Source organism: Streptomyces phaeochromogenes (assembly GCF_001418655.1).
Lineage (GTDB): Bacteria > Actinomycetota > Actinomycetes > Streptomycetales > Streptomycetaceae > Streptomyces > Streptomyces phaeochromogenes.
This window is the reverse complement of sequence record NZ_LIQZ01000064.1, coordinates 1-18566: the sequence shown is the minus strand read 5'-3', so window position 1 is coordinate 18566 and position 18566 is coordinate 1. Positions and strand designations below refer to the sequence as shown.

At 67.6% G+C, this 18566-nt stretch carries 14 protein-coding genes; 5 read left to right on the top strand and 9 right to left on the bottom strand.

Features of this window, described 5'->3' with window-relative positions; genetic code table 11:
* Positions 1-33: 33 nt before the first annotated feature.
* Genes AOK17_RS09200 through AOK17_RS09190 form a run of 3 tightly spaced genes read right to left on the bottom strand, consistent with a single transcriptional unit; the run spans position 34 to position 3268 of the window.
* On the bottom strand, positions 34-1752 hold the full coding sequence (locus tag AOK17_RS09200; protein WP_055611858.1) for a CotH kinase family protein: 1719 nt from the start codon (positions 1750-1752) through the stop codon (positions 34-36).
* Positions 1752-2429, bottom strand: a complete 678-nt coding sequence (locus AOK17_RS09195; RefSeq protein ID WP_055611857.1) for a DUF4956 domain-containing protein — start codon at positions 2427-2429, stop codon at positions 1752-1754. Before AOK17_RS09195 ends, AOK17_RS09200 begins: the two co-directional genes overlap by 1 nt.
* A complete protein-coding gene (locus AOK17_RS09190) occupies positions 2426-3268 on the bottom strand; it encodes a polyphosphate polymerase domain-containing protein (RefSeq protein WP_055611856.1) in 843 nt (280 codons plus the stop codon). The genes AOK17_RS09195 and AOK17_RS09190 overlap by 4 nt, the downstream gene beginning before the upstream one ends.
* A gap of 842 nt (positions 3269-4110) precedes the next feature.
* Here AOK17_RS09190 and AOK17_RS09185 point away from each other — a divergent pair.
* The 3 genes from AOK17_RS09185 (at position 4111) to AOK17_RS09175 (ending at position 7596) form a co-directional block, all read left to right on the top strand.
* Entirely contained in the window at positions 4111-4782 is a 672-nt protein-coding gene (locus AOK17_RS09185) for a glycoside hydrolase family 11 protein (RefSeq protein ID WP_055611855.1), read from the top strand.
* Positions 4779-5465, top strand: coding sequence for a polysaccharide deacetylase family protein (locus tag AOK17_RS09180; protein ID WP_055611854.1), 687 nt, complete (start codon positions 4779-4781; stop codon positions 5463-5465). Before AOK17_RS09185 ends, AOK17_RS09180 begins: the two co-directional genes overlap by 4 nt.
* Before the next feature lie 442 nt (positions 5466-5907).
* Entirely contained in the window at positions 5908-7596 is a 1689-nt protein-coding gene (locus AOK17_RS09175) for a TlrC/CarA/OleB/SrmB family ABC-F type ribosomal protection protein (RefSeq protein WP_055611853.1), read from the top strand.
* Positions 7597-7602: 6 nt separating this feature from the next.
* Here AOK17_RS09175 and AOK17_RS09170 read toward each other — a convergent pair whose 3' ends face one another.
* From AOK17_RS09170 to AOK17_RS09160, 3 genes are read right to left on the bottom strand one after another with little or no spacing between them, the layout of a single operon-like run.
* Positions 7603-8685: a transaldolase family protein gene (locus AOK17_RS09170; protein ID WP_055611852.1), complete on the bottom strand. Its 1083-nt coding sequence runs from the start codon at positions 8683-8685 to the stop codon at positions 7603-7605.
* A gap of 17 nt (positions 8686-8702) precedes the next feature.
* On the bottom strand, positions 8703-9326 hold the full coding sequence (locus AOK17_RS09165; protein ID WP_342671493.1) for a dTDP-4-dehydrorhamnose 3,5-epimerase family protein: 624 nt from the start codon (positions 9324-9326) through the stop codon (positions 8703-8705).
* Between the two features lie 39 nt (positions 9327-9365).
* The gene (locus AOK17_RS09160; protein WP_063997191.1) at positions 9366-10580 is read right to left on the bottom strand and encodes a macrolide family glycosyltransferase; all 1215 of its coding nucleotides are present in this window, start codon (positions 10578-10580) and stop codon (positions 9366-9368) included.
* Between the two features lie 290 nt (positions 10581-10870).
* Here AOK17_RS09160 and AOK17_RS09155 point away from each other — a divergent pair, with 290 nt between their 5' ends.
* Positions 10871-12103, top strand: coding sequence for a class I SAM-dependent methyltransferase (locus AOK17_RS09155; RefSeq protein WP_055611850.1), 1233 nt, complete (start codon positions 10871-10873; stop codon positions 12101-12103).
* Positions 12104-12183: 80 nt separating this feature from the next.
* Here AOK17_RS09155 and AOK17_RS09150 read toward each other — a convergent pair whose 3' ends face one another.
* Both AOK17_RS09150 and AOK17_RS09145 read right to left on the bottom strand, forming a co-directional pair.
* Entirely contained in the window at positions 12184-13194 is a 1011-nt protein-coding gene (locus AOK17_RS09150; RefSeq protein ID WP_055611849.1) for an aldo/keto reductase, read from the bottom strand.
* 42 nt (positions 13195-13236) lie between these two features.
* Complete coding sequence (locus AOK17_RS09145; RefSeq protein WP_245697066.1) at positions 13237-14238, bottom strand: NAD-dependent epimerase/dehydratase family protein; 1002 nt, start codon at positions 14236-14238, stop codon at positions 13237-13239.
* A gap of 422 nt (positions 14239-14660) precedes the next feature.
* On the opposite strand from AOK17_RS09145, the gene AOK17_RS09140 reads away from it, so the two are divergent.
* On the top strand, positions 14661-15905 hold the full coding sequence (locus tag AOK17_RS09140; protein WP_055611847.1) for an IS701 family transposase: 1245 nt from the start codon (positions 14661-14663) through the stop codon (positions 15903-15905).
* Positions 15906-15909: 4 nt separating this feature from the next.
* Here the strand turns inward: AOK17_RS09140 and AOK17_RS09135 are convergent, their stop codons facing one another.
* A complete protein-coding gene (locus tag AOK17_RS09135; protein ID WP_055611846.1) occupies positions 15910-17859 on the bottom strand; it encodes a helix-turn-helix domain-containing protein in 1950 nt (649 codons plus the stop codon).
* Positions 17860-18566 lie beyond the last annotated feature (707 nt).

The window sequence follows — 18566 nt, the reverse complement described above, 5'->3', positions numbered from 1 at the left end:
CCCACGGGGAACTGCCGTCCGGGGCGCCGGAGATCAGCCGGTCACCTCCTTGTTCTTGCTCAGCGCCTCAGCGCGCTCGGTGACCGTCGTACGCAGCTTTTCGACGGCGGAGTCCAGCTCCTTCCCGCCGGCACCGGCCCTGCCCGCCTGCTCGGCGATGTCATTCAGCGCCTTCAGAGCGTTCCCGGAGCCGTAGAACTTCTCGTACAGCTCCTTGTACGCCGTCTTGTAAACGGGATCCAAGGTGTCCGAGTCCAGGAAGCGTTCCTTCAAGGGGTGACCCATGGAGCCGCCGGGCCCGCCGCCTTCGCCTTGGCCGCCCTGACCGCCCGGCATGCCTGAAGGCATTCCCTCCGGCATTCCCTCCGGAGGGCCTTCGGGCATTCCCTCCGGCATTCCCTCGGGCATCCCGGAGGGCGCGCTCTGCGCCCCCTGACCACCTGTGTCCTGGTCGCCTTGGCCGCTCTGCCCGTTGGCAGCGCCTCCGCCACCACCGAGTGCGCCGCCCATGCCCATGTCGTCGTCCGGGCCCGACGTCGCGTCGCCGCTGAAGGTGAGGTTGTGGTCCCACCCGAGGACCGAGAACTTCCTGGTGTCCAGGTCGTACCACAGCAGGTAGTTCTTGCCCGGTCCGGCCATGTCGTCGAAGTTCATCAGCAGGTTCTGCGCGGCGACGTACGTGGCCAGCGACTCGACGTCCACGTACTGGTCGAGCTCCTTCTCGAACTCTTCGTCCGATGCCTGGTTCGCCCACTTGATGAGCTTCATGACCGGCGACAGGTCCTGGCTGCCGACCTTGTTGAGCTGTTTGAACGAGTCCTCGTAGTCGCTCGGGTCGTCACCCTGGTAGTCGAAACTGCCGCCGGCCCGCGCCTTGTACAGGACTCCGTCACCGTCGCCGATGGACTCGGCGTACTCCGTGTCCGGGCTCTCGACCATCAACCTGGTAGTGACGGGACGGTTGTTGACCTGCATCGACGTGAAGGCGTACCGCTCGTTCTTCTGGCCGGTGCTGTCCGTCAGGCTCAGCGATAGAGCCTCGTTCACCGGTACCTGGCCCTTGCTGCCAGGGCGCAGCGAGATCTCGCGCTCGCCCTGGTAGGCGCGGCCCTCGATGAACTCGTCCACCTTGACGAGCCACGGCAGTTCCTCGGGCTTCTTCTCGGAGAGGTTGTACTGCGTGATTCCGCCCATGGCACCGCCGGCTCCGCCGGGACCGCCGCCGTTGCCCTGGCCGCGGTCCCGGCTCCCGGTCCCACCATCCTGTGGCAGGTCCGGGGCGCCCTGCGCGGCTCCTTCGGGCATGGTCCGGCCGCCACCGGGCCCGCCCTGACCGCTTCCACGCAGGGACATCAATGTGGAGTTGCCCTTGAGGCGGATCCCGACGTCTTCGAGGTAGACCCCGTCGATGGTGAGGTCCGCTTCGATGTAGTCCTTGGTTCCGTCCTCGCGGAACTCCTTCATCATCTTGGTGAAGTCGGTCTGGTCGTACTCCAGTTGGATGGAGTGGGACACAGAGGTGTCGTACAGGTCGACCGTGCCGTGCACGTCGTCCGTGATGGCGTCGGCCTCCACGCGGGAAGAGGACGTGACGTACGGCGAGACGCGGGCGTCGCCGAAGAAGTAGACCATCACCGCCAGTCCCGCACACAGGGCTCCGGCCGGCTTCCAATGGTGCCGCAGACGTACGGGGATCCGATCCCGAAGTCGCCGTCGCTGTCGCCGAGGGGTCGCCTCGTTGCTGCCGGACATCACAGGTCGGTCGAGTCGTAACCGGTCAGGACTGTCACCCGCTGGCCCGAGGTCCGCTCCTGGAGCGCGTTCACCAGATCACTGGGCTCGGTGCCCTTCTTCATCCGTACTGTGTAGAACACCTCGGTCAGCGCGCCGCCACGGATTGTCTCGGTGCTCACCAACTCGAACTCGGTGGTGTACCGGATGAGGACGTCGCGGATGGCCGACGAGTAGTCCTCGCCCGCGGGTACCTGGACCTTGACGACCTGGCGCTGGACGCTCAGGGCGAACCAGTTGAACTTGAACATCACGACGACGACCACGCAGATCACGACGGCACCGACAGCCGCGAGGGTGTAGAAGCGGGCACCGCAGGCCATGCCGATCGCCATCGCCATGAAGACGAAGCCGACGTCCCTGGTCTCCTTGATGGCGTTCCGGAATCGGATCACCGACAGGGCTCCGACCAGGGAGAACGCCCGGGCGAGGTTGGACCCCACCACCAGCATGATCAACGCGACGACCATGCCGACGATGACCAGGGTCTGGACGTAGGACTGGCTGTAGGAAACGTTGCGGTGCGTGTACCGGTACACATGGCCGATGATCGTGCTCAGGACGAAGGACAGCGCCATGGCCACGACGACGTCGGTGACGCTGAACGTACCGCTGAGTTCCTGCAGATCGAAGTTCACTGTGCTCCTGCTTTCAAGGGCGCGACGTGCGCCTGCCGCTGTCCGGACAGCGGGTTGATGGTGGGGGTGCTGGGCTGTGGGTGGTCCGCCTCGTGGACGTGGAAGACGGACCGGGGCGCCAGGCCGAACGCCTCGATGGACTGCACGTACTTGGAGACCCGGATCAGGCTGAGGTTCCGACGCGCCGCCAGGTCCGTGATCCAGTACGGCGTGCGCTCATTGACCTTGATCTCCATCACCGACAGGTGCGGCGGGATGGTGAACCGGTTCTCCGGGTTCGACGTGCCGAAGTGGAAGTCCCGGTCCCGGCCGCGGATCCGCCGGTCGAAGGTCACCCGCAGCCCCGTGTCCGCGTCGCGGCCGACCAGGGCCTCACGCTGGTAGCCGGTGATCGCGGTGGGCAGGAGATTCAGCCGAACCACGAGTTCGAGGACCTCTTGGACGAAGGCGCTCTCCTTCGGCGAGTGTTCGATCATCTCGCGGCCGTCGCACAACTGACGTGCGACGCCGTACGGAAGGGTGATGCGGCGCTTCTGCGTGACCCGGTTGACGCGCTGCTTGATCTCCACACACACCGGGGACTCGTCCGTGACACCGTCCGGGGTCCCGTAGTGGCGGATGCGCAGCTTGCGCCTGAACTTCAGGCCCTCGATCTTCTCCCAGTAGAACCGCAGCTGCGGGGTGTCGTAGTACAGACTCCACACGCCGTAGCCGCCGGCCGGGCTGTTCAGATCACGGTCCATCCGCTCGGCCAGCTCGTCCCGGATCTCGGCCGCCTGCTCGACCGGCACGAGGTACTTCAGCTCGAACCGGTTGAACGCGTGCAGCCTGCTGGCCACGTGCAACGGCTGTTCCTCTGCCAGGTCTTGATCCTCCTCCTGGCCAGGGGACTTCCGTCGTGTGGTCACCGGTAGCGCCACCATGCGCCTCCTTCGTCGTACGGCCCGGTCGGGCGACAGAGGACACGAAACCGGTGGTACGTGAGAAGCCACTGAGAATTGCGGGGTAATTCCAGGAGTATTCGAGGTGTCCACAAGGTGAACTGCGCGCGTTGACACCGAGGTCACAGTTCGAACATTTCGCTGCCTGCGCATCACCCGAGCCGCGACATGACACAAGGCCCGCCACGCGGGCACGGTCGGCACAACCTTGCGACCGCGCGGGATCTCGGCGGCACGGCCGGAGTCGGCGTCCGCAGAGCCCGTAGGACGGCACTCGCCGTACGGATGACAGGTCCAACGGTCCTCGACCTGCGGGAGTGGCTTCAGCGACCCCGAGCCCAGGCTGCGGAACTCCCCGAGGGTCAAGGGCATCGTCGCTGCCAACGCACTGGCCTCGGTCTGGCCATCCACGGAGGTGTGGACACCTCGCCGAATGAGCTCTTGATGACCTCTGCGAGCGAGCGTTCCGCCAGGTTCAGCCGGGGCGATTCTGTCGAGGTAAGGCAGTTCGAAACATTCGATGCCGCGACCCATATATCTGATCTTCAGTGAACAGACATCACCCCCATGGTCACATCGACAAACCCGAAAAGGCCAACGAACAGGTGTTATCACCTTCGTGGACATCGAATCCCCTACGAATGTTTCGCAATCGAGGGCGAAACTATTGACGCTTGACGGGTGCAGGTCAACACTGTCGGACCAAACCCCCGCCCGTGGAAGACGGAGGAAACCCGCACATGAACCTCATACCTGCACAGCCGAGCCGCAGGCAGGCCTGCGCCATGATGCTGGGCGCCGCGACCGCGCTGGCTCTGCCCGGCACGGCCCGCGCCGACACGGTCGTCACCACGAACCAGACCGGCACCAACAACGGCTACTACTACTCGTTCTGGACCGACGCACAGGGCACGGTCTCCATGAACCTCAGCTCCGGCGGGAGCTACAGCACCACCTGGAGGAACACCGGGAACTTCGTCGCCGGCAAGGGCTGGAGCAACGGCAGCCGCAGGAACGTGTCCTACTCGGGCTCCTTCAGCCCATCCGGCAACGCCTACCTGTGCCTCTACGGGTGGACGTCCAACCCGCTCGTGGAGTACTACGTCGTCGACAACTGGGGCACCTACCGGCCGACGGGAACGTACAAGGGCGCCGTCACCAGTGACGGCGGCACTTACGACATCTATCAGACGACGCGGTACAACGCCCCGTCCGTCGAAGGCACGAAGACCTTCAATCAGTACTGGAGTGTCCGCCAGTCGAAGCGGACCGGCGGCACCATCACCACCGGCAACCACTTCGACGCCTGGGCGCGAGCGGGAATGCGCCTCGGCAGCTTCAGCTACTACATGATCCTCGCGACAGAGGGGTACCAGAGCAGCGGCAGCTCCAACATCACGGTGTCGGCATGAGCACCCGGACACGTCTCGCGTTACATCCCCTGCCGACGACGCTCGCCGCCGTCGCGCTGGTCGCCGCGGGCAGCCTCACCGTCAGCTCCGCCCCGGCGCAGGCCGCCGCCTGCAACGGATACGTCGGGCTCACCTTCGACGACGGCCCGTCCGGCAACACACCGGCCCTGCTCAACGCGCTCACGCAGAACGGGCTACGGGCCACGATGTTCAACCAGGGCCAGTACGCCGCCGCCAACCCGTCCCAGGTACGGGCGCAGGTCAACGCCGGTATGTGGGTCGGCAATCACAGCTACACCCACCCGCACCTGCCCCAGCTCGGCCAGTCACAGATCGACTCGGAGATATCCCGGACCCAGCAGGCGATCGCGGCCGCAGGCGGCGGTACGCCGAAGCTGTTCCGGCCGCCCTACGGCGAGACCAACTCGACGGTGAAGGCAGTCGAGGCCAAGTACGGCCTGACCGAGATCATCTGGGACGTGGACTCACAGGACTGGAACGGCGCCGGCGCGGATGCCATCGTGCAGGCCGCCGGACGGCTCGGCAACGGTCAAGTCATCCTCATGCACGACTGGTCCGCCAACACGCGGGCCGCGATCCCCCGTATCGCGCAGGGGTTGACCGCCCGGGGCCTGTGCGCAGGCAGAATCTCGCCGCAGACCGGCCGCGCCGTAGCCCCCTGACAGGCCGCTCCGGCGTCCCCTGTACGCCCTCCGCGCACCACCCATGAGGTGTCGTCCCGGCGGCATGCCCGCAACGACGGCCGGCCTCGCGCCGGCCGTCGTCTTCGTGTCCGTTTCAACTCTCGTTCGACTCGAGCGCTGTTCGCAGCCCGGGCGCCGGTCGAACGCGGCGTCGTACGACTGAAGTCGTGGCACATCTTCCGCACTCCAGCAGGCAGCCTTCGTGGTTGTGATACGTTTTTCGCTATGGGTTCTCTGTGAGAGTTGAGTAAATACGTGATGGCGTCGAGCGCGACTCCGCTGTCACGTATTTCCGTGTACCTCCACAATGCCTCGCCCCGGTGTTCGGCCGTTTGGGCTTTTTAGTCGAGGGCTTCCCCGGCGGTTGTGGTGTACGCGGGCACGGCATCCCGCACTCAACTGTGATCAGGAGGACCCCTGCGTGAGCTCCGCCCAATTCGCCCTGCATGACATCACCAAGCGGTACCAGGACCGTGTAGTACTCGACCACGTGGACTGCACCGTCAAGCCCGGCGAGAAGATCGGCATCGTCGGTGACAACGGATCCGGCAAGTCCACGCTGCTCAGGCTGATGGCGGGGCGGGACACCCCCGACAACGGGACGGTGACCGTGGTCGCGCCCGGCGGTGTGGGATATCTGCCGCAGTCCCTGGATCTGCCGGAGAACGCCGTCGTCCAGGACGCCGTCGATCTCGCGCTGGCCGAACTGCGGGAGCTGGAGAGGCAGTTGCGAGCGGCCGAGGCCGAACTGGCCGACCAGACACGGTCGGACGAAGAACTCGCCAAGCAACTCAAGGCCTACGCAGAGTTGATGGAGCGCTATCAGGGCCGCGGCGGGTACGAGGCCGACTCGCGGGTGGACATCATGCTGCACCACGTCGGCCTGCCGGACCTGGAGCGGGACAGGACGCTCGCGACCCTTTCCGGGGGTGAGCGCTCTCGCCTGGCACTGGCCGGGACACTCGCATCGGCACCCGAACTGCTGCTCCTGGACGAGCCGACCAACGACCTGGACGAACGGGCGGTGACATGGCTGGAGGAGTATCTGCGCCGCTATCAGGGCACCGTTGTCGCGGTCACCCACGACCGGGTGTTCCTGGAACGGCTCACCACCACCATCCTGGAGGTCGGCTCAGGCCGGGTCACCCGCTTCGGGGACGGCTACGACGGCTATCTGTCCGCCAAGGCGGCGGAACGCCGCCGGCGGCTGCGCGAGTACGAGCAGTGGCGCACCGAACTCGACCACAACCGGCAGTTGGTGGCCACGCAGGTACAGCGGATGGACGGCATACCGCGCAAGTTGCCCCTCGCCGTCTTCGGGGCGGGCCAGTTCCGGTCACGCGGTCGCGTGCACGGCGCGACGTCCCGGATCCGCAACGCCAAGGAACGGGTGGCCCGGCTGACGGAGACGCCCGTCGCCCGTCCTGCCGACGCACTCGCGTTCACCGCCCGTATCGCCACCGCGGACCAGGAGACGGCCAAGGACACGGTGGCCGAGCTCGAAGAAGTACGGGTCGGCGATCGCCTGCGGGTCAAGTCGCTGCGCATTCGTCCCGGCGAGCGACTGCTGGTCACCGGTTCCAACGGGGCGGGCAAGACCACTCTCCTGCGCCTGCTGGCCGGGGAACTGCCGCCCGACGACGGTTCGGTGGTGGTGAGCGGGCGGGTCGGACACCTGCGGCAGGAACCCACGTCCTGGCCGCCGGGCCTGACCGTGCCTCAGGCCTTCGCCCAGGGGCGGAGCGGGCACCCGGACGATCACGTCGAGGCGCTGCTCTCCCTCGGACTGTTCGGCCCGGACGATCTGCGGCAACGGATGGGAGAGCTGTCCTACGGACAACGCCGCAGGCTCGAACTCGCCCGGCTGGTGAGTGACCCGATCGACCTGCTGCTGCTTGACGAGCCGACCAATCACCTGTCGCCCGCCCTGGTCGAGGAACTGGAACAGGCGTTGACGGACTATCAGGGTGCCGTGGTCGTCGTCACGCACGACCGGCGGATGCAGCGCCGGTTCGCCGGATCCCGGATGATGCTGCGCGAGGGGCGGGTCGCCGCCTTCGGGACACGCTGCCCGGGGACTCCCGACGGCCGCTCCTCGGGAGCCCGGTGATGTCGGTCAGGCCCGCCTGAGCAAGGCCTCGACGGCCTCGCTCAGTTCGGTCCACTCGGCGCGTGCGGCCTTGAGCTGAGTCTGCTGCAGCTCAAGGCCGAGGTCGTACAGGTCGACTCCGTGGTGGTGAAGGGTGGACAGCACCTGCCGCGAACACGTCTCCGTACCGCTGACGGAGTCGCCGCGCAGCTCGGCCCGGCTGCGCACGGCGCGCAGCGTCCCCGGCCCCGCCGAGAAGACGCTGTTCCAGGCCACCAGCTCCTCCAAGTAGTGCACCGCTTCCGTCACGGGCGCCGCGTGTGAGGACCAGACGAAGTGTGGGGGACGGACGCCCGCGCGGACCAGCGACCGCCAGCGGGCGCCGTCCATCAGCTGCTCGCGGCGGTGGTGCAGCAGCCGGGCAACCGCCACCGCCCAGTCCTCGCGCCGCGCCGTGAGGCCGAGCCGGGCCGCGATCGACTCGTCCAGCAGCCGTAGCGGGACAGAGGCCGCGAAGTGGATCCCCGACAGCTCGCACCCGGCGTCGCGGGCCCGCTCCAGACCGCTGAGGAACTCCTCGAAGAGCCGATCGAACTGTTCGAGCGTGAACAGCGACCGGACATCGACGCTGATGCCCCGCGCCAGCAGATCGCCGACCAGCGGCCCCTCGCCGTGCGCCACGTGCACGGACACCACCGCGTTGGGCCGGTCCACCGTCCACCACAACGCCGAGGCCTCCGCGACCGCCCTGCGGCCGTCTGCGTACGGGTCCAGTGGTACGAAGACACAGGCACACAGTCCGGCGCTCTTGCGGTAGTGCGGCAGCAGCTTGTCGCAGGCGGCACGTGCGTCCTCGTACAGCAGGCTGTGCACCGCTTCGCCGGTCGACACCCGCCGTGACGCGAGGTCGGACAAGTGGGCCTGGTAGGCGTCGCCGTTGCGTACCGCCTCGGCCACCGCGGCGGGCTGGGCGGCGACGGCGCACGCGCCCAGCTCACGGAGCAACTCCGCGAAACGGCCGGTGCGCTGGAGTTCGCGGGTCGTCCCCTCCACACACAGGCAGACGCCTTCCGCCGCCAGCTCGACCGCCTGCCGGGATCTCTCCGTCATGTCCCCTGACCGCGCGTTCACTCGCTGTGGACGGGCAGGGCCTGATACGTACGCACGCATTCCTCGTACGTCGGCAGCGATCCGTCTGAGGCTGCCTCGGCGAGGGACCTGGCCGCTGCGTCCCGGGCGGATCTGATCGGGGGCTCGGCCAGATTCCACGGAAGCCCCAGGGCGGGGTCGAGGGCGTCGACATCGATGATGGTGCCGTGGACGTACTCACGCGTGCACAGGTAGTTCATACAGGTGTCGTCGCTCAGCGCGACATAGGCCAGGCCCAGCCCGTCGGGCAGGTACACGGCGGTGGCGCTGTCCGGGTCCTGTCGGAGGACGTCGTGGCGGCCGAAGGTCGGTGAGCCGACCCTGAGGTCGACGACCATGGTGAGTGCGGCGCCTCTCACGCAGGTCACGATCTTGCCCTGCCCGGGCGGCAGCGTGGTGCCGTGGATGCCGCGCAGGACGTTGCGGTGGGAGACCGTGAAGTTGACCTGCCGGACCTCGAAGGCGTGTCCGGTGGCCGCTCGCAGTGACTCGTGGCGCAGCGCCTCGTAGAGCCGGCCACGTTGGTCGCGGTGGGGCTCCGGCTGGATGCGGTAGGCGTCGCGGACGGCTGTTTCGGTGATGAGCATGGTGCCGTTTCCCACTGGTCGGAGGATGGGCGCTCTTCGCGCAGACGGATACGTTCAGCGGTTCGTCGGCAGCAGTTCCTCGATGACGGTGGCCGCCGCGGTGGCGCCGCCGGCCGTCTGGATCCGCGTGCGCATCTGGCGCAGCCGCTCCCGTGTTCCGTCGTCCGCGAGGACCCGCAGTGCGGTGTCTCGCAGGTTCGCCGCCGTGACCTGCGTGCCGGTCAGCTGGGCGCCCAGCCCGAGTTCGGCGATCCGCCGCGCGGTGGCCCTCGGCTCCGTCATGACCGGTACGGCCAGTACGGGGACGCCGTAGGAGAAGGCCTCCATGGCCGTGCTCATCCCGCCGTGGTTCACCACCAGGTCCGTGTGCGGGAACACGTCCGCGAGCGGCACGAAGTCCCGCACCAGGACGTTGTCCGGCAGCGGGCCGAGGTCCTCGGCAGCCAGCCCGCCGCCGAGGACCAGGAGGATGTTCCAGGGTTCGTCGCGGAACGCCTCGACGCACGCGTGGAAGAACTCCGGCCGCTTGTTGTAGAGGGTCCCCATGCTCACCATGACGAGCGGCCTGCCGTCGCGAGGTGGCTCCCATGTGCCGTGAATGGAGGCACGGGGTGCGCAGGGTCCGACGAAGTGGTGCTGGTCGTCGAAGGTGTCCCCGGCGTACTGGAAGTACCGCGGCATGTAGAGCAGGGCCGGACCGCTGTGGACGTGCCCGGTGAAGGTGGTCGCGTCGTCCTCGATCCCCTGCTCGCGCAGCAGCCGGTCGATTCCGGCGACCAGCTCCCGGAGGGCCGGTTCGTCGGGCGGTCCGGCCGCCTCGGCGTCGGGCTGCATCGACCAGTGCTCGTTGGCGGCGTACGTGGGTGTACTCCGGATGGCTGGTATCCCCCACCGGTCGGCGAGGATACGTCCCACCCAGAACGAGGACGGGTCGTGCACGATCACATCGGGACGGTCGCCGGTGAAATGCCTCTCCAGTGGCGCCACGGTCCGGCGGGTCATGTCCAGCAGCCATTCCAGCACTCGGAGTATTTCATCCTTGTCGGTGTACTCGTCGGAATTCTGCTGCGGCACCATATGGGTGCGGAACCGCTCCTTGTCCATGGGGTACTCGACCACTTTGGCGCCGACACGGACCGCGCGTTCGGCGATGTCCTCGGGAAGTGCGTAGGTCACCCGGTGACCGCGGGCCACAAGTTCCTCGGCCACTCCCAGTGTCGGATTCACATGCCCGGGAACAGGGAGGATGAAGAATGCGATGTGAGCCACGCGGAACCCTTCACTAGGTGTCTTTGGTTACGCAATCCTGACCGTGGATCAGCGGCAGAGAGGCATCTCCGGGAGTACGGCACCACACGGTAAGAGAGCGGTCCGGCCGAGGCAACACCGAGCTGACATAGTGGTGTTCGCGTTTTCTGCCGGGAAGAAGACCGGCCTGCGGCCACCGGGGAATCATTCCGGCCATGCCGGGCTCGAAGGTATCCGCCCGGCCCGTGCCAGGTGACAAAGTGCCGACCGATTCGTCGATCGCTCGACCGCGACGACGAGAAGATCCGGTAATGATCATCACTGCGTGCCGCATTTGCGGAAACCGCGAACTGCTCCCGGTGCTGGACCTCGGGGAGCAGGCGCTGACCGGTGTGTTCCCGACGAGCCGTGACCAGGTAGTCCCCTCGGTCCCGCTGGAACTGCTCGTCTGTTCCCCCGCGGGGTGCGGGCTGGTGCAGCTGCGCCACACCCCGGACGCCGACCTCATGTACGGCGACGACTACGGCTACCGCTCGGGCATCCGGCCCTTCATGGTCAATCATCTCCACGGCAAAGTGGCGGCCATCCGGGACCTGGTCGAACTGGGCCCGAAGGACCTGGTCGTGGACATCGGCAGCAACGACGCCACCCTGCTGAGCGCCTATCCCGAGGACGGCCCCCGGCTGGTCGGCATCGACCCGACCGGCGGGAAGTTCCGCGACAAGTACCCGCCGAACGCCGAACTCGTCGTCGACTACTTCTCCCGTGAGACGTACGAGAGCCACTTCGGCTCCGAGCGCGCGAAAGTCGTCACCTCCATCGCCATGTTCTACGACCTGCCGGATCCGATGCGCTTCATGCAAGACGTCCACGACGTCCTCGCGGACGACGGCATCTGGGTCATGGAACAGAGCTACATGCCCTCGATGCTGCACGCCGACGCGTACGACGTCGTGTGCCACGAGCATCTGGAGTACTACGCCCTGCGGCAGATCGAGTGGATGGCGGAGCGGGTCGGACTGACCGTGATCAAGGCCGAGTTGACCGATGTCTACGGCGGCAGCCTGTGCGTCACCCTGGCCAGGAGCCCCGACCGGTATCCCCGGGACGAAGCCGGTCTGGCGCGGATCCGTGCGCGGGAGGCGGAGGCAGGGCTCGACACGACCGCTCCGTTCGAGGCGTTCGCACGACGGGTCGAGAGGCAGCGGCAGATCCTGCTCGAATTCCTCGCCCGGTCCCGCGAATCCGGCAGGGTGACCGTCGGGTACGGCGCCTCCACCAAGGGGAACGTGATCCTGCAGTACTGCGGACTGACCGAGTCGGACCTGTCGTGCATCGGTGAGGTGAGCTCGGAGAAGGCCGGTCGTTTCACGCCCGGGACGAACATCCCGATCGTGTCCGAGGAGGACGCCAAGGCGTGGAAGCCGGACCAGCTGCTGGTTCTGCCGTGGATCTACCGGGAGGGCTTCGTCGAGAGGGAGCAGCGGTTCCTGGCCGACGGCGGCAAGTTGGTCTTTCCGCTGCCGGCACTCAGCGTCGTATGACGGCGGCATCGGTCGGCGCGAGCCGGCCGATGCACCGCCCCGGCCGTGTCACCCGGCTTCGGCCCCGGCCTCGACCCCGGTCACTGGGGCGGCGCGGCGTGGCCGGGACGGGGCAGGGGGAAGAGGGCGTCCAGCTCGGTCAGTTCGGCCTCACCGAGGTCCAGGTCGAGGGCGCGTAGCGCGGAGTCCAGTTGCTCGATGGTCCGCGGCCCGATCACAGCGCCGCTGATCCCGGGCCGGGACAGCACCCAGGACAGGCCGACCTCCGCGGGGTTCTCACCGATGCGATCGCAGAACCGCTCGTACGCCTCGATGTTGGAGCGCAGTTCGGGCAGCAGCTCCTGTGCCCTGCCCTGGGCCGACTTGACGGCCGTGCCCTGCGCCAGCTTGCGCAGGGCTCCGCTCAGCAGTCCGCCGTGCAGCGGCGACCAGGCGAACACACCGACTCCGTAGGCCTGGGCGGCGGGGATCAGTTCCGCGTCGGCCGTGCGAACGGCCAGGTTGTAGATGCTCTGCTCGGACACCAGCCCCATGGAGTTCCGCCGCATGGCGGTCTCCTGGGCGGCGGCGATGTTCCAGCCCGCGAAGTTGGACGATCCGATGTAACAGACCTTTCCGCTGGTGACGAGGCGGTCCATGGCCTGCCAGATCTCGTCCCAGGGCGCGGCGCGGTCCAGCCGGTGCATCTGGTAGAGGTCGATGTGGTCCACGTCGAGGCGCCGCAGCGACTGCTCGCAGGCCGCGACGATGTGCCGGGCGGACAGGCCTCCGTCGTTGACGCGGTCGCTCATGCCCTCGCCGACCTTGGTGGCGAGGATGACGTCCTCCCGGCGGACACCGCTCTTGGACAGCCAGCGGCCGACGAGTTCCTCGGTGTGTCCCTTGTGGACGCGCCAGCCATAGATGTTCGCCATGTCGACGCAGTTGATGCCGCGGTCGAGCGCTTCGCTCATCAGTCTCGACGCGTCGGCGTCCTCGACCCGTCCGCTGAAGTTCACCGTTCCCAGCCAGAGCCGGCTCACCAGAGTCGCGCTGCGTCCGAGCCGTGTGTACGGTGTCCGCTTCCGATCCTCGCTCACGCTCGGATTCATCCCTTCAACTCGACCATCAAGGCTCGCAGAGCCGGTGTCCGGTCACCGCTCGCGCGACGTGCTCGCTGCCGCGACCGTCAGTGCGGCCACCAGGTCTTTCAGTCCCTCGCGCAGTGGCAGGGCGGGAGACCAGCCCGTCACCGCGCTGAAGGCGGCGGGGTCGGATTCCGGAGTGTGGAAATCGCCCGCTTCGGCGAAGTCGGGCGGCTGCACGGACTGGACCGGGACGGGTGGACGCCCTGTCTGCTCGGCGACGGCGTCCGCGAGGAAGGTGAACACCTCGCCCAGGCGGACCCGACTGCCGCTGCCCACGGCCCAGTTGCCGCCCTCCAGTCGCGGTACGTGGTCCAGCGCCGTGACGAAGGCGTGTGCCGCGTCGCGCACATGGAGGAAGTCACGTTCGACGGATCCGTCGTGCCACATGGTGAGCGGGTCACCGTCGAGGGCTCGGCGGGTCATGGCCGCGAGTACTCCGCGTCCCGCCGAACCGGACAGCGGGGAACGGCCGTACACGGTCGACAGCCGCAGCACGACGCCTCGGACCGTACCCCGTGAGGTGCCCTCGCGCAGCACCTCCTCGGCGGCGATCTTCTGCTGGGCGTACGCGGCCCTGGGGTGCTCTCCGGACGTCCCGGCCTGTGCGGTGCTGGCGAAGACGACGGCCGGCGCGGGGGCGTCCCGGCCCTCGAACGCCGTGACCAGGTCGCGCATCACGCCGACGTTCACCCGCTCGGTCCGTTCGTCGGCCGCGCGCCAGGACCGGTCGCCGCCCACCTGAGCGACGAGGTGGACGACGGCGTCGGCTCCCTCGACCGCGTCGGCGAGCGCGCCGGGCCGGGCGAGGTCCACCTGATGCGTCTCGACATCGGCCACCGCCTCCGCCGGTACCGGGCTGAGGCCTCGCGCCACCGCACGCACCGTCACCGGCAGGCCGGCGAGTCGGTCGACGACGGCGGACCCCATGAACCCGGACGCACCGAGCACCACGATCAGCGGCCTTCGTGTGTCCTTCGACTGGTTGAGCAACTCGGCAGCGAGCTTCACATGCCTCCTCATTCGCCCATCCCTCGTACGCCGAACCTACCAGAGGGGTGATCGCCCGCACGAGGTTTGACCTGCCAATTCATGCTCTGCGAGGGCGAATTGACGAAGGTGTGTCAGGTCGCCCCCCTCGCGTTCGCCGAGGCTCGCGAGAGGCCCGAACGCATCGCCTACCACGACCCAGGTGTGCCGGAACCACCACTCGCACCGTGTCAAAAGGCACGAGTGGAGGCGGAGATGGTGACCGGGCAACCACCTCGGTACCTGTATGGGGGCGCTTCGCCCCACCGTTGTGAACCCGTCACCGCAGTCCTCCGCGAAGTGGGTCCCCTGCGGACCTGGGGAGCGAGGACGTGGCCGACGAGGCTGAGAGCACGACGAGCCCGGCCGTCGAGCGCTGCGGGAACCCAACTCTGAGGAGCTGCATGGGGACGCTGACCACTGCCCCGAAGACGCACCACGAACCGGCCAACTCCGCGGAATGGCACATCGCCCAGGAGGTGTGCGCCTCGGTACTGGCTTCACTGCGCCGCCGCGACCAGCGGCACAAGGGACGGCTGTACGTGCACGGCCTGCTGACCGCACAGGGCCGCAAGACCATGCGGAACCTCGCCACCAGCACGCAGGAGCCCGCCGCCGCGCAGAGTCTCCATCACTTCATCAGCGTCTCCACCTGGGACTGGTCCCAGGTGCGCACCTCGCTCGCCCGCCAGATGGAGCGAGTCATGACACCGCATGCCTGGGTGGTGCAGCCCATGGTGACCCCGAAGACGGGTGTCCATTCGGTGGGGGTCCAGCGGCGTTTCATACGCCACCTGGGCCAGGCCGTCACCAGTCAGCACAGCCACGGACTGTGGCTCGCGGGGCAGAACTCCGCGGCTCCCGTCAACTGGCAGCTCTCCGTGGACGAGGACAGGCCGAGTGGCATGGCGCCCGGCGCGCGCGGCGCGGTGCCCGAGGTGTCGAGCGGCAGCCGGACGTACGACGACACGGCGATCTCCGTGGTCCTGCAGGCCGCCTCCTGGGGGCTCGCGCCACGGCCGGTGGTGATCGACGCGCGCGACCTGCCGCCGGCGCCTCTCATCGAGGCGTTCACCGCCGCCGATCTGCCGTTCCTGCTGCGCGTCGGCAGCCACACACCCCTGCTGGCCCCGGAGTTGTCCGGTGGACAGCGCCGCGTACTGTCAGCGTCCGCGGAGCACCTCACCATGCTCGCCAGGTCCCAGCAGCGGCCCGTCGAATGGGTCGATCCGGCCGTGCCCCGGGTCCTGCGCACCGGTATGGTCGCGCTGCTGCCCGTGCTGTGGCCCGGGATCAGCGTTCCGCGGCGGCCTCGCCCGGACAGGGTGTCACCGGTCGAGTCGATGCGGTCCGGCGGAGCGGACCTGCTGCTGATGGGCGAGTGGCAGCCGAACAGGCGCCGGGTGGCGGAACTGTGGGTCACCAACATGACCCGGGCGAGCCGCGGCACCCTTCTGCGTCTGAGCAAGCTGACCCGCCGGGCCGACACCGACTTCGCGCGTATCTGTCTCGACGTCGGAGCCCAGGACTTCGAGGGCAGGTCCTACGAGGGCTGGCAGCGGCACATGACGATGGTGTCCCTGGCGCACGCCGTGCGGGTGCTGAGGCGTGAGAGCCAGGACCGTGGTGAGGCCGAGCAGTCCGGATGACGGATCACCGGCCCCGGGACGGGAGGTGGCCGACGTCCGGGGCCTGTTCTTGGGCTTGGGTCTGTGAGGCGTATCGCGTCCGGTGCAAACGCAGCGCAAGCTGTAGTTCCAGGGCGTGGTCGGGCTCCTGCCAGTCGCGGCCCAGCAGTTGAGTGATGCGTTCCAGGCGGCGCGAGACGGTGTTCGGGTGGACGTACAGCAGCTCGGCCGCGCGGGTCTGGCTGCACGCCGCCTGGAAGTACGCCTCGAGCGTCTCGACGAGCACGGTGAACCGCTGGGTGTCGTACTCGATCACCGGTCCGATGATTTTGTTGACGAATTCGGTGACGTCGTAGTCCTCGGCGAACAGCAGGCCGAGGAAGCCGAGGTCCCGCGCGCACGCCGTCCGGCCGACACCTCCCATGGCGATGAGGGCCTCCACGCACCGCATCGCCTCCTGATGGAAGCGCTGAACGCTCTCGGGCCCCTCCGTGGGACCCGCGGCACCCACCGTCACGGTCTTCTCCAGCACGGCACTGAGTCCGGCCGACACCTCGTCCGCCATGGCCGCCGGATCGTCTCCGGGCAGGAGCAGCACGAGACAGTTGTCACGTGCCATCTTCAGTCCCTGGTGACGCTGTACCCAGGAAGCGGCCCATGCCTTGGCCTTCTCGTCGACCGGGCCGTCCGGTCGGGCCACGACCACGACGTGGGTCCGATCCAGCCGCACGCTGAGCCTGCGGGCGCGGGCCACCGCCGCTTCCGCCGGGTCATCGATGCCTATCAGGTCCTCCAACAGGTCGTCCCGCCACGGCTGACCGGCGGAATCGTCCTGCCAGAGCGCCAAGAGCATGCTGACAACGTTGGCCACCGTAGGGAGCAGTTCCAGCTGCCCGGGGTTCATCGGCTCGTCCGGGCGGTGCAGCAGCCATCCCGGATCGGAGCGGGCCGTCAGCGTCATCAGCCATGTGCCGTCGGCCAACGCGACAGGCCGTCCGCCGGCGTTGCCGTTCGCAACGGACCGCTCCAGGTCTCCGGGGTGTGACGGCTGCCCGGGCCCGGACGAGGCGACGACCTCTCCGGACCGGTCGTACACCGCCAGCGGGCCTCCCAGCTCACGTGCGCAGTGGTCCAGCAGATCGTTCATCTCGGCACCGTCCAGGGCCAGTTGCAGCAGGCGCCGCTGGATCCGGGCCGCACGGGGTTCGGCGGACCCGACAAACCTCCCTGGCGGCCGCTGGTCCCCCCGGGGCTCCCCTGCCCTCATCTTCGCGAGCAGCCTGCCCGACTTGACCGCGACAGCGGCGATGTCGGCGAGGGACCGCAGCAGGGTGACCTCGTCCGGCAGGAACTCGTGCACGCGGCGGTGGCCCACACCGAGCACGCCCAGTTGCTCGTTCTCGGCCCACACCGGCACCGACAGAATGGCGTGCACTCCCTCGGCCCGCGCCGCGGCATAGACGACCGGGTCATGGTCGAGGTCGTACTCGGTGAGGTAGTCGGCCGCCGAAAAGGGCCCCTGATGCTTGGCGACGCTTCCTCCGGGCCTTTTCCCGAGCGGCACTTCGAGACCGATGAGTTCTGGTGTGACGGCGCCGTCGACAGCACTGATCACGGCTTGTTCACCCGACTCGTCCAGCAGAGCGACATAGACCACGTCGGAATTCATCAACAGCCTGGCCCGCCGGACGATCTGGTCCAGCGAGGCGCCCGGATGTGGTGAGCGGCTGAGCTCCCGGACGACATCGACCAGTCCGGTGAGTTCCGCTTCCCTCTGCCGGCCACGGCTGACACGGTCCCCGACCTCAAGCGCGAGGCGTTTGGCGCGTCCCAGGTATTCGACGGTCTCTCTGTCGGCACCCTTGGCACGTGCTTCCAGTACGAACTCCTCGAACCGCCAGGCCGGAGCGCCCGCACTGAGGAGTTCCAGAAAGCGAAGCGCTACCGCCGTGCCGTGTGAATTCTCCGCTCCCATCCAGCCCCCGCTTAGGTGAGATGACCGATGCCCTGGACCTGCAATCCCGGAATTGCCACTCCACAACTCAAGTGGATAGCCCACGAAAGGAACTAACGGATGCTCCGCATCAAGCGTCACACCATTTGTCCCAAAACAAGCAACCGGAACAACCCCGTAGGTAAAGACATGCCCATGACCTTCTCTAGGAACGATTAGATGATCACCATGCTTCGCCCGTCAAGGAGGCGTGGGACACCTCACTGGAGACAGGCCGACCTCAAGGCAAAACAGGTCACGATCACGCCAGCGCATTCCAGCCAGTCACGACCGAGCGAAGCGGGCGTATCCGGTATAGATCGGGACGGAGATACGCCGGTGTCTCGCGATCCTGATTACGTTGCTTCGAGTTGTTATCGACGATTTTCTTCACACTGGTCTGGACCACTCAGGCCTTGGTGGGGATCTCGTCGGCAATACCGGTCCGGGTGAATGTTTTCGCGTACTCGTTCCAGGAGTTGATGTGATCGCGAATCCCTTTGACCAGGATGTTCACGCTTGCGAACATGCCGCGGCTGATGGCCCGGCGGATGTCTTTCCAGAGAAATCCGTGCCGGACTCGACGATCACTCCGTGGGCCTGCCGCTCAAGCGGAAGCGGTTGATGGCGTCGACGTGTTGGGCGCGCTTCTCCTCGTCGCGGACGCCGAGGCCCTCGGCGGGCGCCAG

Coding starts and splice junctions, on each gene's coding strand:
- AOK17_RS09155 (WP_055611850.1), top strand. CDS start 10,871: ATGATCATCACTGCGTGCCGCATTTGCGGAAACCGCGAACTGCTCCCG.
- AOK17_RS09135 (WP_055611846.1), bottom strand. CDS start 17,859: ATGGGAGCGGAGAATTCACACGGCACGGCGGTAGCGCTTCGCTTTCTG.
- AOK17_RS09170 (WP_055611852.1), bottom strand. CDS start 8,685: ATGACGGAGAGATCCCGGCAGGCGGTCGAGCTGGCGGCGGAAGGCGTC.
- AOK17_RS09150 (WP_055611849.1), bottom strand. CDS start 13,194: ATGAATCCGAGCGTGAGCGAGGATCGGAAGCGGACACCGTACACACGG.
- AOK17_RS09140 (WP_055611847.1), top strand. CDS start 14,661: ATGGGGACGCTGACCACTGCCCCGAAGACGCACCACGAACCGGCCAAC.
- AOK17_RS09185 (WP_055611855.1), top strand. CDS start 4,111: ATGAACCTCATACCTGCACAGCCGAGCCGCAGGCAGGCCTGCGCCATG.
- AOK17_RS09180 (WP_055611854.1), top strand. CDS start 4,779: ATGAGCACCCGGACACGTCTCGCGTTACATCCCCTGCCGACGACGCTC.
- AOK17_RS09200 (WP_055611858.1), bottom strand. CDS start 1,752: ATGTCCGGCAGCAACGAGGCGACCCCTCGGCGACAGCGACGGCGACTT.